This is a genomic window from Streptomyces sp. NPDC059649, assembly GCF_042734445.1.
Classification (GTDB): domain Bacteria; phylum Actinomycetota; class Actinomycetes; order Streptomycetales; family Streptomycetaceae; genus Streptomyces.
In genome coordinates, this window is record NZ_JBHWDV010000101.1 from 1 (window position 1) to 13,539 (window position 13,539).

General features: G+C 75.1%; 8 protein-coding genes. 5 read left to right on the forward strand and 3 right to left on the reverse strand.

Translation table 11 applies throughout. From position 1 onward, the window contains the following. Window positions 1-71: 71 nt before the first annotated feature. The gene (locus tag ACFV1J_RS39675; RefSeq protein WP_385866760.1) at window positions 72-3,416 is read left to right on the forward strand and encodes a sacsin N-terminal ATP-binding-like domain-containing protein; all 3,345 of its coding nucleotides are present in this window, start codon (window positions 72-74) and stop codon (window positions 3,414-3,416) included. A 25-nt stretch (window positions 3,417-3,441) separates the two neighbouring features. Here ACFV1J_RS39675 and ACFV1J_RS39680 read toward each other — a convergent pair whose 3' ends face one another. After that, window positions 3,442-6,375: an FAD-binding and (Fe-S)-binding domain-containing protein gene (locus ACFV1J_RS39680; protein WP_385866762.1), complete on the reverse strand. Its 2,934-nt coding sequence runs from the start codon at window positions 6,373-6,375 to the stop codon at window positions 3,442-3,444. 27 nt (window positions 6,376-6,402) lie between these two features. After that, the gene (locus ACFV1J_RS39685; protein WP_385866764.1) at window positions 6,403-7,845 is read right to left on the reverse strand and encodes an FAD-binding oxidoreductase; all 1,443 of its coding nucleotides are present in this window, start codon (window positions 7,843-7,845) and stop codon (window positions 6,403-6,405) included. 54 nt (window positions 7,846-7,899) lie between these two features. Between ACFV1J_RS39685 and ACFV1J_RS39690 the strand changes: the two genes are divergently transcribed. The 3 genes from ACFV1J_RS39690 (at window position 7,900) to ACFV1J_RS39700 (ending at window position 11,137) form a co-directional block, all read left to right on the forward strand. Continuing rightward, complete coding sequence (locus tag ACFV1J_RS39690; protein WP_385866765.1) at window positions 7,900-8,997, forward strand: helix-turn-helix transcriptional regulator; 1,098 nt, start codon at window positions 7,900-7,902, stop codon at window positions 8,995-8,997. 298 nt (window positions 8,998-9,295) lie between these two features. After that, complete coding sequence (serC, locus tag ACFV1J_RS39695) at window positions 9,296-10,414, forward strand: phosphoserine transaminase (protein ID WP_385866767.1); 1,119 nt, start codon at window positions 9,296-9,298, stop codon at window positions 10,412-10,414. Window positions 10,415-10,726: 312 nt separating this feature from the next. Continuing rightward, entirely contained in the window at window positions 10,727-11,137 is a 411-nt protein-coding gene (locus tag ACFV1J_RS39700) for a PPOX class F420-dependent oxidoreductase (protein ID WP_385866768.1), read from the forward strand. A gap of 9 nt (window positions 11,138-11,146) precedes the next feature. On the opposite strand, the gene ACFV1J_RS39705 is transcribed toward ACFV1J_RS39700, so the two are convergent. Continuing rightward, window positions 11,147-12,172 (reverse strand): hypothetical protein, encoded by a 1,026-nt coding sequence (locus ACFV1J_RS39705; protein WP_385866769.1) that lies wholly within the window; start codon window positions 12,170-12,172, stop codon window positions 11,147-11,149. 275 nt (window positions 12,173-12,447) lie between these two features. Between ACFV1J_RS39705 and ACFV1J_RS39710 the strand changes: the two genes are divergently transcribed. Beyond that, entirely contained in the window at window positions 12,448-13,125 is a 678-nt protein-coding gene (locus ACFV1J_RS39710; RefSeq protein WP_385866771.1) for a GDSL-type esterase/lipase family protein, read from the forward strand. Window positions 13,126-13,539: the final 414 nt, after the last annotated feature.

Below are 13,539 nucleotides of genomic sequence, written 5' to 3' on the forward strand. Positions count from 1 at the left end.
GTCCCCGCCGTAGGCGGTCACCGTGGGGCGATACCGTCAGGACTACCGACGGACACAGAGGAGACAAAGACGTGGCAGCTACGTCGTGGGTGCGAGGCGCAACCGGCGACCCGTTCGGAACGGCTCGGCTGCGGCGCGGTGTCCTGGACGCCTGGGCCGCCTCACCGGCCCGGTTCCGGGAGGACGCCAACGCGGAGGAGGACCTCTCGCTCGGCGGCTACCGCGACCGCCTCGCCGTGGAACTGGCGCAGAACGCCGCGGACGCCGCCGCCCGGGCCGGCGTCCCCGGCCGCCTCCGGCTGACCCTGCACGCGGCCGACGGCGGCGCCCCCGCCGTCCTCGTCGCCTCCAACACCGGCGCCCCGATCGACGCCACCGGCGTCGAATCGCTCTCCACGCTGCGCGCCTCCGCCAAGCGCGAGAGCAGCGTCGCCGCCGGCGCGGTCGGCCGCTTCGGCGTCGGCTTCGCCGCCGTACTGTCCGTCAGCGACGAACCGGCCCTCGTGGGCCGCACCGGCGGTGTCCGCTGGTCGCTGGCCGAGGCCCGCGCGATGACCGAGGAGGTGGCCGCGCACAGCCCCGGCCTCGGCGGTGAGCTGCGCCGCCGCGAGGGCCACGTACCGCTGCTGCGGCTCCCGCTGCCCGCCGAGGGCACCGCACCCGAGGGCTACGACACCGCCGTCGTCCTGCCGCTGCGCGACGGCGCCGCCCAGGACCTCGCCGAACGGCTGCTCGCCGGCATCGACGACGCACTGCTGCTCACCCTCCCCGGCCTCGCCGAGGTCATCGTCGAAACCCCCGAAGGCGTCCGGGAGTTGCGGCAGACCCGGCAGGGCCCGTACCTCGTCGTCGAGGACAGTGAGCGCGGCACGACCCGCTGGCGGGTGGCGTCCGACGGCGGCCCGCTGGACCCCGCACTGCTCGCCGACCGGCCCGTCGAGGAGCGGCTGCGCCCGTTCTGGTCGGTGACCTGGGCGGTGCCGGTGGACGCCGACGGCGCCCCGGTGCGACCGCGGACCGCACCGGTCGTGCACGCCCCGACCCCCACCGACGAGCCGCTGGGCCTGCCCGCCCTGCTCATCGCCTCCTTCCCGCTGGAGCCGACCCGCCGCCACGTCGCGGCCGGCCCGCTCACCGACTTCCTGGTCGGACGGGCCGCCGCGGCCTACACGGAACTGCTGGCCGGCTGGCAGCCGGTGACCGTCGGCACCCTCGACCTGGTGCCCGGCCCGCTGGGCAAGGGCGGCCTGGACGGCGAACTGCGCCACCAGGTGCTCGACCTGCTGCCGCGGGTCCGCTTCCTGCCGAGCGCCGCCGCCCCGGCCACCACCGCGTCCGGCGCCGGCGAGCAGCCCGGGCCCGCGGACGCCCCGCGCGACGAGTGGGACGACACCGCGGGCACCACGGACGCCCCGCGCTACGTCCTGCGGCCCACCGAGGCCGAACTGCTGGAGGGCGCGGGCGCCGCGACCGTCGCCGTGCTCGCCGAACTCTTCCCCAGCCTGCTCCCCGCGGGCCTCGAACGCCGCCCGGAACTGCGGTCGTTGGGCGTGACCCGGGTGCCGCTGGGCGAGATGGTCGACCGGCTCGCCGGCGTCGAGCGCCCGCCGGGCTGGTGGTGGCGGCTCTACGACGCGCTGGCCGGCACCGACCCCGACCGCCTCACCGGCCTGCCGGTGCCGCTGGCCGGCACCGCGACGCCCGGCCCGGCCGGGGCGCACGGCGCGGTACGCACCACCATCGGCCCCCGTCAGGTCCTGCTGCCGCTGCCCGGCGGCGGCCCCGACGAGGACGGCGGATCCGCCGCCCGGCACCGCATCCTCGCCCGGCTCGGCCTGAAGGTCGCCCACCCCGAGGCCGTCCACCCGCTCCTGGAGAAGCTCGGCGCCACCCCCGCCGCGCCCCGCGCCGTGCTGACCACGCCCCAGGTACGTGCCGCCGTGGCGAACTCCCTCGACGCCGACGAGGACGCCTACGACCTCTTCCCCGACGACGACCTCGGCGGCGCCGGCCCGGGCGGCCCGCTCGGCCCGCTCGGTTCCGAGGAACTCGCCGAGACCGTCCTCGGCCTGGTCCGCGACGCCAACCTCACCCCGGGCGACGAGCCCTGGCTGGGCGCCCTCGCCCTCCCCGACGAGGACGGCGAACTCGCCCCGGCCGGCGAACTCGTCTACCCCGGCAGCGACTTCGAACGGGTCATCCGCGAGGGCGAACTGCCCGCCTGCGACGCCGAACTGGCCGCCCGCTGGGGCGAGCAGCCACTGACCGCGGTCGGCGTCATGGCCGGCTTCGCCCTGGTCCGCGCCACCGACGTCGTCCTCGACCCGGACGAGATGGAGCCGCGCGACACGGACTTCGCCGAACCCGACGACGTCGGCCTGCTCGACGCCGTCGACGTCTGGTGCGAGGACATCCTCGACGCCCTCCCCGAGACCCCGGTCCCGCCGGTCGTCACCGAACTGGTCGCCGTCCGCGACCTCGACCTGGTCGACGACGACGCCTGGCCCGAGGTCCTGGCCATGCTCTCCCGGCCGCCGCTCCGCGACGCGCTGACCGCCCCCGTCCGCGTCCTCCTGCCCGACGGCACCACCGAATCCGTCCGCCCCTACACGGCCTGGTGGCTGCGCGGCCACCCCGTCCTGGACGGCCGCCGCCCCGCCGGGCTGCGTTCCGCCGCCGGCGACCCGCTGCTGGCCGGCCTGTACGAATCCGCGGACGCCGGTGACGTCGACGCCCAGGTGCTGCGCGCCCTCGGCGTGCGCACCTCCGTCGCCGCCCTCCTCGACGAACCGGGCGGCGCCGCGGAACTCCTCGCCCGGCTCGCCGACCCGGACCACCCCGTCGGCGCCGCCCAACTCCACGCCCTCTACGGCCTGTTGGCGACCCTCGACCCCGACCAGGTCACCCTCCCCGACGACTTGCGCGCCGTCGTCGGCACGGAGGTCAGGGTGGTGGACGCCGGCGACGCGGTCGTCGCCGACGCCCCCGACCTGATGCCGCTCGCGGCCGGCCTGCCGCTGCTCCCGGTCAGCCCGTCCCGCGCCGCCGACCTGGCGGAACTCCTCCAGGTGCGCCGGCTGAGCGAGGCGGTCACCGCCGAGGTCCGCTCCGAGGGCGTCCGCCACGAGGTCCCCCCGGCGGTCCGCACCCTCCTCGGCCCCACCACCCCGCCCACCTACGAAGAGCACGAGGAACTCCTCGTCGCCGCCCCGGACACCGCCGGCGGCCCGTCCGCCACCACTGAACTCGACTGGCGCTGGACCCCCGACGGCACCCTGCACGCCGCCACGCTGGAAGGCGTGGCCGCCGGCCTCGCCTGGGCCACCGCCCAGTGGCCCCGCCGCTTCGAGGTCGCCGCCCTCCTGGAGGACCCCGACCGGGGAGACGAACTGGAACGCGCCCGCTGGTTCGACTGACGGCACCGGCTTCCGGCGGGGGCCCTCACCCGGACTCGTTCCCCAGCCCTTCGGCCAGCACCTCCGCCAGGTGGCGCCCCGGCCGGCCGCCGAGTTGCCGGAGCTGGGTCCGGCAGGAGAAGCCGTCCGCCAGGATCTCCGTACCGGGGGCGGCCTCCCGTACGGCAGGCAGCAGTTGCTCCTCGGCGCAGGCCACGGACACCTCGTAGTGGCCGCGTTCGTAGCCGAAGTTGCCGGCCAGGCCGCAGCAGCCGCCGGAGAGGGTGCCGGTGAGGCCGGCGCGGGCGCGGAGCCGGCGGTCCGCGGCGTCGCCGAGGACGGCGTGCTGGTGGCAGTGGGTCTGGCCGGCGACCGGGCGGTCGAGGCGTGGCGGCTGCCAGGCGGGGGCGTACTCCTCCAGGGTCTCGGCGAAGGTGCGGACGGCGGAGGCGAGCCGGCCGGCCCGGGGGTCGTCGGGGAGCAGCTCGGGGAGGTCGGTGCGCAGGGCCGCGGCGCAGCTCGGTTCGAGGACGACGAGGGGGCGGCCGGGGCGCAGGAGGGGGGACAGGGCGTCGACGGTGCGGCGCATGACCTGGCGCGCCTCGTCGAGCTGGCCGGTGGAGACGTAGGTCAGGCCACAGCACAAGGGGCGGTGGCGGCGGAGCCGGAAGCCGGGGCGGAGGGGGGCCGTCGGGGGGAGGAACGGGCGCAGACCGGCGGCTTCGAGGACCTGGACGGCGGCCCGGCCGACCTGGGGGGAGAGGTGGTTGGTGAAGGTGTCGGGCCAGAGGACGACGGTGTGACCGGCTGACGTGTCGCGCACGGAGCCCGCCGCCCTCGCGGCCCCTGCGGCGCCCGCGGACCGCCGCCGCTCCCACCACCACTTGCTGAAGGTCTCCGTGGCCAGTGCCGGCAGCGGACGTTCAGGAGTCAGGCCGGCCAGGCGGGTGGCCACGGCGGCCAGCGGGGTGCGGGCCAGGGCGTTGACGGCGGGGGCGACGGGGGCGGCGAGGCGCAGCCACTGGGGGAGTCGGCCGAGGGTGTAGTGGGCGGCGGGGCGGAGCCGGCCCTCGTAGTGGTGGTGCAGGAATTCCGCCTTGTACGTGGCCATGTCGACGCCGACCGGGCAGTCGCTGCGGCAGCCCTTGCAGGAGAGGCACAGGTCGAGGGCGTCGCGCACCTCGGTGGACCGCCAGCCGTCGGTGATCACCTCGCCGGCGAGCATCTCGTGCAGGAGCCGGGCCCGGCCGCGGGTGGAGTGCTGCTCCTCGCCGGTGGCGCGGAAGGACGGGCACATGACGTCCGGGGAGCCGGGGCTGCTTGCCGCGTTACGGCATTTGGCGACGCCCACGCAGCGGCGGACGGCGGCCGTGAAGTCGCCGTTGTCGTGCGGGTAGCCGAAGGTGACCGGGACCGGGTTCCTGGGGAGCGGGGCGAAGCGGAGGTTGTCGTCGAGCCGGGCGGGGCGGACCAGCATGCCGGGGTTGAGGCCGCCGGCCGGGTCCCAGAGGGTCTTGAACTCGCCGAACACGCCGACCAGTTCGGGCCCGTACATCTTCGGGAGGAGTTCGGCGCGGGCCTGGCCGTCGCCGTGTTCGCCGGAGAGCGAGCCGCCGTGGGCGACGACGAGTTCCGCCAGGTCGTGCGAGAAGGCGCGGAAGCGGCGGATGCCGGGCGGGGTGAGCAGGTCGAAGTCGATGCGGACGTGGATGCAGCCGTCGCCGAAGTGGCCGTAGGGGGTGCCGCGCAAACCGTGCTGCGCCAGGAGGGACCGGAAGTCGCGCAGATAGGGGCCGAGTTGGGCGGGCGGTACGGCACAGTCCTCCCAGCCGGGCCACGCCTCCGAGCCGTCCGGCAGGCGGGTCGCGGTCCCGGAGGCGTCCTCGCGGATCCGCCACAGCGTCCGCCGGCCGGCCGGGTCGGTGACGAGGGTGTGGCCGGTGCTGCCGTCCGCGGCCGCCGCCCGGCAGAGCGCCTCGGCGCGGGCGGCCGCCTCCGCGGGACTGGTACCGCCCATCTCCACGAACAGCCAGGCGCCGCCCCGGGGCAGCCCGGCCGCGTCGCCCACCAGATCGGCGGCCATGCCCTCGACGGTCAGCGGACGGTGGACGAGGAGGGTGTGGGCGGCCTCGGCGGCGGCGCTCTCGTCGGGGTAGCCGACGACGGCGAGCGCCCGGGCCGCAGGGGTTTCCACCAGCCGCACGGTCGCCTCGGTCAGCACGCCGAGGGTGCCCTCGCTGCCGGTGAGGGCGCGGGCCAGGTCGGTACCCCGTTCCGGCAGCAGCGCGTCCAGGGCGTAACCGGAGATACGGCGGGGGAGGTCGGGGTATCCGGTGCGCAGCAGGGCCAGTTGACGGTCGACGAGGGCCTTCACACCGTCCCGCAGGCGCGGCGGGAGGCCGGTGGGGGCGCCGGTGGTGTCGCTGCCGCGGCCGGCCCGTACGCCCTCGCCGCCGTAGGTGAGCAGGGTCAGTTCGCGGACGTTGTCGGCGGTGGTGCCCCAGGCGACCGAGTGCGAGCCGCAGGCATTGTTGCCGATCATGCCGCCGAGGGTGCAGCGGCTGTGCGTGGACGGATCGGGGCCGAAGGTCAGCCCGTGGGCGCCGGCCGCCGCCCGCAGGTCGTCGAGGACCACGCCGGGCTGAACGACGGCGGTTGCCGCCGCGGGGTCCAGGGAAACGATCCGCCGCATATGGCGGGTGAAGTCCAGGACCACGCCGACGCCGGTGGCCTGCCCGGCGATGCTGGTCCCGCCGCCGCGCGGCACCACGGGCACCCCGTGCTCCCGGCACACCCGTAGTGCCGCGGCGACATCATCGGCGTCCCTGGGGGCCACCACCGCCTGCGGCACCCGACGGTAGTTGGACGCGTCCATCGTCATCAGCGCCCGGTCCGCCGCGGTGAACGAGACCTCCCCCCGCACCGCGGCCGACAGTTCCCGCGCCAGCTCCGCCTGCTCCGTCTGCGTGCGCTCAGCCATGTCTCCAGCCTGCCCACTGGGGCCCGGTCATGCGACGGCCGGTGCGGGGCCGGGCGTGGCGGCCGCGGCCGGGTGGAAGCGGAACAGGTCGCGCGGGTCCAGGCGGGACTTGAGGGCGGCGAGCCGGCGGTGCGCCTCGGCGTCGTGGACGCTGCGGGCGACCTCGGCGGCGTCCGGCCGCTCCCCGTGGCGGCCGAAGAGGAAGTTCACGCTCCGGCCGAGCCGCCAGGGTTCGACCGCGGCCAGCGCCTCGGCGTGCAGGGCCCGCACGGTCCCGAGGTCGTCGCCCTGGAGCGGCGAGAGGAGACGCAGTGCGTAACGGGCGGAGCGGTGGCCGACGGTGCCGGGGCCGGACGGGGTGGCCATGGCGCCGCCGAGATGGTTGAGCTGGACCACGCACATGGTCGGCGCGGCCGGCCCGGCGAGCCGTGCCACCCGGACCAGCGCGGCCGCGTCCAGGTCGCTGAGCAGCGCGTTGTCGCCGTCGTAGGCGTGCGGGTCGCTGGGGTCGCGGTGGACGGTGTGCGACTGGGCGTACGGCATCTCCCGCAGGTCGTCGCCGACCCGCGGGCCCACCGCCCGCAGCGGCGCGACCAGTTGCCCGCCGCGCTCCGCACTGCCCGTGTACGCGATGCGGACGTGGACGAGGTGGCGGCCGCGCAGCCGCTCCGGCAGCTGCGGCAGATCGGGGTAGGCGATCAGGGCGAGGGAGGAGGTCAGCTCGTCCGGGACGGTCCGGGTCCAGCGCAGATACGCGGCCAGTACCTCCTCGAGGTGCTCGGCGCCGAAGACCAGCTGACCGCCGTAGAGCCGGGCCACCGGCAGCAGCGCGAACTCCATCGCGGTGACCACGCCCAGGCCGTGCCCGCCGCCGAGCAGCGCCCCGAACAGCTCGGGATCCCGCTCGGCGGTGAGGTGGCGCAGCCGCCCGTCGGCGGTGACCAGGTCGACGGCGCGGACCTGGTCGGCGGCGTAGCCGTAGGTGCGGGCCAGGACACCCACCCCGCCTCCGAGGGTGTACGAGACGACGCCGACACCCGGTGACGAGCCGTTGAGCGGCGCGAGCCCGTGCGGGGTGGCCGCCTCGACGACCTGGCCCCAGACGGCGCCCGCCCCGACCCGCGCGGTGCGCGCCACCGGATCGACCGTGACCCCGGCCATCCGCCCGGTGGTGATCAGCAGCCCGCCGTCGGTACCGGCGGCGAGGCCGTGCCCGGTGGCCTGGACGGCGACCGGCAGGCCGTGCGCACCGGCGAACCGCACCGCCGCGACCACATCGTCGGCGTGCGCCGCCCCGACGATGACGGCCGGCCGGTGCGGACGCGCCAGCTGGAAGCCGGTGCGCTCGGCGTCGTACCCGTCGTCACCGGGGAGCAGGACGGGCCCGCGGACCGCCCGGGCCAGGGCGGCGGTGTCGAGCGCGGTGGGGGCGGGGGCGGCGGGCCGCGGGGCGAGGTCGTTGATCTCCATGCCCCGCACTCTCGCGGCATAAGTTGACATCCGCCGTCATATATAAATCGGGGTGTGAAGTCGGACCGTCTGCTGTCGATCCTGCTGCTGCTCCAGACCCGCGGCCGGGTCCCGGCCAGAGAGCTCGCCGAGCGGCTGGAGGTCTCCCCGCGCACCGTCTACCGCGACGTCGAGGCCCTGTCCGCGGCCGGTGTGCCGGTCTACGCCGAGCGCGGCCGGCACGGCGGCATCGCCCTGCTGCCCGGCTTCCGCACCGACGTCACGGGGATGACCACCGACGAGGCGCGCGCCCTGTTCGTCCTGGCCGCGCAGGGCGCGCACACCGCCCTCGGGCTGGACGAGGCGCTCGGCTCTGCGCTGCGCAAGGTGATGGCGGCGCTGCCCGCCCCGCACCGGCCGGCCGCGGAACTCACCGGCCGCCGCATCCTCGTCGACCCGGACCGCTGGCGCGGCGGCCCCCGCCCGGCGGCCGACCTGGACGCGCTGCAGACCGCCGTCTTCACCGACCTGCGGCTACGGATCCGCTACCGGCACAGCGGCGAGACCCGCCTGCGCACGTACACCGTCGACCCGTACGGGCTGGTGGCGAAGGCCGGCATTTGGTACCTCGTCGCGGACCGGCGCGGCCGGCCGCAGCTGTTCCGGGCCGACCGGGTGGCCTCCGCGGTCGTCACCGACGCCCCGGTGCGGCGCCGGCCGGGCGTGGAACTGGCCGAGGTCTGGCAGCAACTGCGCCGCCAGGTGGAGGACCGGCCCGCGGACGTCCGGGTGACCGCCCGGATCCGCCGCGACCGGCTGGACCTCGCGGTCCGGATCCTCGGCGGCGCACTGACCGGCCCGCCCCGTACGGGTGACGGGGGCGGGGACGGGGATGGCCACGGGGACGTGGACGGGCACGGGGACGGGAACGGGAATGGGGAGGGGGAGGGGGAGGGGGAAAGGGACGGAAACGGTCTCGGGCACGGGGCCGGGGGCCGGGACGAGGAGTGGGCCGTCATCGAGGTGGCCTACCCCGTGCTGCCCGCCGTACGGCAACTCCTGCAGTTCGGCGACTCCCTGGAGGTCCTCGACCCGCCCGAGGCCCGCCGGGTGCTGGCCGAGGCCGCGGCCGGCATCAGCGCGCTGTACGCGGCGGACCCGCCGCCCGGGTAGCGCCAGGTCCGCCCGGGTAACCGCACGGCCGTCGCCTGCGCGCCCCACGTCCCACGCCTCACGCCCACCGCCCGACCGCCGCCCGGGTAGCCGCACGGCCGTCGCCTGCGCAGCCCCCCACGCCCCACGCCCACCGCCCGACCGCTGCCCCCGTAGCCCCCGGCCGCTCGGGTACCCCCACCGCCCCGGCACCCCGCGCCCCCGCGCCCTCCGGCGGCCTGTCCACGGACGACGCGCCGTCGTCTCACCGTCTGGACGCGCGGCCGGACCGCGCACGGTGACGGATTAGGCTTCCTCCGTGGCTGATATCCAGATTCCCGCTGACATCAAGCCCGCCGACGGACGCTTCGGCGCGGGCCCCTCCAAGGTGCGTACGGAGGCGCTGGCCGCCCTGGCCGCCACCGGCAGCTCCCTTCTCGGCACGTCCCACCGCCAGGCGCCGGTCAAGAACCTGGTCGGCAAGGTGCGCGACGGCGTGCGCGACCTCTTCCAGCTCCCCGACGGCTACGAGGTCGTCCTCGGCAACGGCGGCTCGACCGCCTTCTGGGACATCGCGACGCACGGCCTCATCGAGCGCAAGTCCCAGCACCTCTCCTTCGGTGAGTTCTCCTCCAAGTTCGCCAAGGCCGCCAAGCTGGCGCCGTGGCTGGACGAGCCCACCGTCATCTCCGCCGACCCGGGCAGCCACCCGGAGCCGTCGGCCGAGCAGGGCGTGGACGTCTACGGCTTCACCCACAACGAGACCTCGACCGGTGTCGCCGCCCCCATCAAGCGGGTCGCGGGCGCCGACGAGGGCGCCCTGGTCCTGGTCGACGCCACCTCCGGCGCCGGCGGCCTCCCGGTGGACGTCTCCGAGACCGACGTCTACTACTTCGCCCCGCAGAAGTCCTTCGCCTCCGACGGCGGCCTGTGGATCGGCGTGTTCTCCCCGGCCGCCATCGAGCGCGCCGAGCGGATCCACGCCTCCGGCCGCCACGTCCCGGAGTTCTTCTCGCTGCCCACGGCGATCGACAACTCCCGCAAGAACCAGACGTACAACACCCCGGCGCTGTCCACCCTCTTCCTGCTCAACGAGCAGCTGGAGTGGATCAACGGCCAGGGCGGCCTGGACTGGGCGGTCCGCCGCACCGCCACCTCCTCGCGCACCCTCTACGGCTGGGCCGAGGACGCCAAGTACGCCACCCCGTTCGTCACCGACCCGGCCAAGCGCTCCCAGGTCATCGGCACGATCGACTTCACCGACGAGGTCGACGCCGCCGCCGTCGCCAAGGTCCTGCGCGCCAACGGCATCGTCGACACCGAGCCCTACCGCAAGCTCGGCCGCAACCAGCTGCGGATCGCGATGTTCCCGGCGATCGAGCCGTCGGACGTCGAGGCCCTGACGGCCTGCATCGACTACGTCATCGGCCAGCTGTAGACGACGGGCTCCGCGCCGCACGACACGACGGCCCCGGCGGGCGACCGCCGGGGCCGTCGCGACATGCGGCGGCCGGCCGCACGCCCACCCCTACGCGCCACCGAAACTCCACCCGTACGTGCCGCCGAAACACCACCCGTACGCGCCACCGAAACTCCACCCGTACGTGCCGCCGAAACACCACCCGTACGCGCCACCGGAACACCACCCGTACGCGCCACCGGAACACCACCCGTACGCGCCGCAGGAACACCACCCGTACGGCCGCATCGCGGAGTGACGAAACCCGCCCGGATATGCCTGTATGGGGGCATGACGATTCCCCCGACCCCCGGCCTCGCCCCCTTCGAGCGGCAAGGGGCGGTCCTGCTGACCACGTACAAGCGGGACGGCACCGGCGTCGGCACCCCGGTCAACCTCGCCGTCGACGGGGACCACGCCTACTTCCGCACCTACGGCAGCGCCGGCAAGGCCAAACGGATGCGGAACTTCCCGGACGTGGAGATCTGCGCCTGCACCTGGCGCGGCCACCCCACCGGCCCCACCATTAAGGCCCGGGTACGGCTGCTGGACCCGCAGACCCGCGAATACCGCCGCGCCGAACGCTCCCTGACCCGGAAATACCCGCTCATCCACGGCCTGTGGGTGCCCCTGCTGCACCGCCTGAAGCGGGAGCGGACCCTCCATTACGAACTGCGTCCGGCGCCGGACGGCTCCTCCTAGGCGCCGCGGTCACGAACGCCGCCGCAGCAACCTGCGTACCACCACGACCAGAGCCGTCGCCACCGCGAGCACCAGCGCCCCCTTGGCATAGCTCGGCTCCAGCCCCTTCTCTCCCGAACTCCCCCTGCCTGAAGCGGAGTTGCCCGACCCGCTGCCGTCCTCCCCGCCGTCCTCCCCGTCACCCGCCCGGGCCGAGTCCGGCAGCTGCCGGCCGCTCAGACCGACCGGTGTGACCTCGCTGTCCTGGCCCTCCGAGCCGTACATCAGCGTCCGGCCGTCGGGGGTGAAGGTGACCGATTCGCCCTGCTGCTGGATCGGCACTCCCACGCTGCCGAGGTCCTCGGGACGGCCGTTCGCCCAGCGGAAGATCCGCGCGCCGAAGTAGCCGCGCAGGACCAGCCGGGTGCCGTCGGGCGAGAACGCACCGTCCGTCACCCACAGTTCGGCCGGCGCGACCTTGCGGAAGGTGTTGGTACCCGACGAGGTGAGGCGCCGCGGACCCTCGTAGAGCGCACCGGTGCCGTCCTGCTTCTTGCTGGCGATGTAGACCCGGCCGGTCCGGGGATGCACCATCAACGCCTCGGCGTCCCGCGGCCCGTCGGCGTACTTCACGGTGTACTGGGTGGCGGTGACCGTCGCGTCCCGCAGGCGCTTCGGCTCGGGGAAGCGGTAGATCCAGACGTGGTTCCAGCTGCCGCCGAGGTTGTCGCCGATGTCGCCGAGGTAGAGGTCACCGTCCGGGCCGAGCGAGATCGCCTCGACGTCCCGTGGCGCCCCGATACCCCGCAGGGTGATCCTGGCGACGGTGCGTCCCGTCCGGCCGTCCACGGCATAGACGTGCGGGCCGTCGTCGCTGTCGTTGTGGGTCCAGTAGATGCCGGGGTGCGCGCGGCTGGCGACCAGCCCGCTGGACTCGGTGATCCGCGGATCACCGATCGTGAAGCCGTCCGGCTCATCGGCGGCGGCCGGCACCACCGCCACCGCCCCCACCCACAAGGCTCCCGCGGCACCGGCCGCGCACAGAAGCGAACGCATGGGCACAGACTGCCATCCTCGGCGATCCGCTGCGCGGGGCCGGGGCGGGAGCTGGGAGGGAGGCCGGGAGGGGAGGCCGGGTGGGCTGGGCTGGTGGGGAGGGCTGGGCCGGTAGGGCTGGCTGGGCCGGGGAGGTCTGGTTGGGCTGCTCAGACCTCCGTAGGTCGGTGTCGCGCTGTCGCTGTGTCGCGCCGTCGCTGTGTCGCGTACGGGGCGTGGCCAGCGTCACGTACCGGGCGGTAGAGGTTCTCGGACATCATGGCCGGATGAGGATCATGTTCGTCGGCGACTCGATGACGATCGGGAGCGCCGGCGATTTCACCTGGCGCTACCGGATGTGGCAGCACCTGAACGCCTGCTTCGGCGGCCCGTACCGGATCGTCGGGCCGCGCCACACGCTCCACGAACCGGCCGAGGACGCCGCCACCTCGCACGCCTACCGCGACCCGGACTTCCCCGAGCGCGCCCGCGGACACCTCGCCGGCTGGGGCGAGGGCTGGCTGCACATGGCGCCGGTGATCGGCGAGACGGTACGCCGGTACCGCGCCGACACCCTGCTGGTCTCGCTCGGGCTGATAGACCTCGGCTTCTACACCGACGCCGAGCAGACCGCGGAGAACGTCCGGGAGTTCGTGGCCGCGGCGCGGGCGGCGGCACCGCACATACGGGCGGTGCTGATGCCGGTCATCCCCAACGTACGGGCGGCGGCGGACCCGGCGTTCGGCGCGGAGTGCGCACGCTTCAACGAACTGCTGGCCAAGGCCGTCGCCGACCTGTCCACCCCCGCCTCGCCGCTGCTCCTGGCCTCCGAGCCGGCGGGCTGGCAGACCGACCTCGCCACGTACGACGGCACACACCCCTCCGAACGCGGCGAACACCTCCTCGCAGCAGCCTTCGCCGACGCGATGCACCAGGGGTGGGGGGTCGGAGGTCCATACGGGACGCCCGCCTGACCCCTACGCCTCCGGCCGCGCCGCCGCGCTTTGGGGCGCCTCCCACGTACTTGGCCGTCCCGCCGCGGGTCGTCTCGCCGTTGCCGCTTTGCGGCGCCTCGTACGTTGTCGTCTGTCCCGCCGTGGGGCTTGTTCGCCGTTGCGCCTGGCGGCGGGCGTTTGTGTGTCGGGTGCGGTGACAGCCCTACAGACTTCGTCCTCCGGTCTGTCCCCTCCCGTGGGTGGGGGGTGAGAGGTCGGTGGGGGCGGGCGTTGGCCAGAAAGCGCCTCGTGTCGTGGGGTTTCGGAATACCTCCCCGCCCCCACGGTGTTGAGGCCTGCAAGGGGCGTTCGCGTCCCCTACGGGATCTGTTCGCCCCCGCCCTACGGGACCTCCCCCACCTCCACCCCCACCCACCGTCTTCCTACCCACTC

Coding starts and splice junctions, on each gene's coding strand:
- ACFV1J_RS39680 (WP_385866762.1), bottom strand. CDS start 6,375: ATGGCTGAGCGCACGCAGACGGAGCAGGCGGAGCTGGCGCGGGAACTG.
- ACFV1J_RS39685 (WP_385866764.1), bottom strand. CDS start 7,845: ATGGAGATCAACGACCTCGCCCCGCGGCCCGCCGCCCCCGCCCCCACC.
- ACFV1J_RS39700 (WP_385866768.1), top strand. CDS start 10,727: ATGACGATTCCCCCGACCCCCGGCCTCGCCCCCTTCGAGCGGCAAGGG.
- ACFV1J_RS39705 (WP_385866769.1), bottom strand. CDS start 12,172: ATGCGTTCGCTTCTGTGCGCGGCCGGTGCCGCGGGAGCCTTGTGGGTG.
- ACFV1J_RS39710 (WP_385866771.1), top strand. CDS start 12,448: ATGTTCGTCGGCGACTCGATGACGATCGGGAGCGCCGGCGATTTCACC.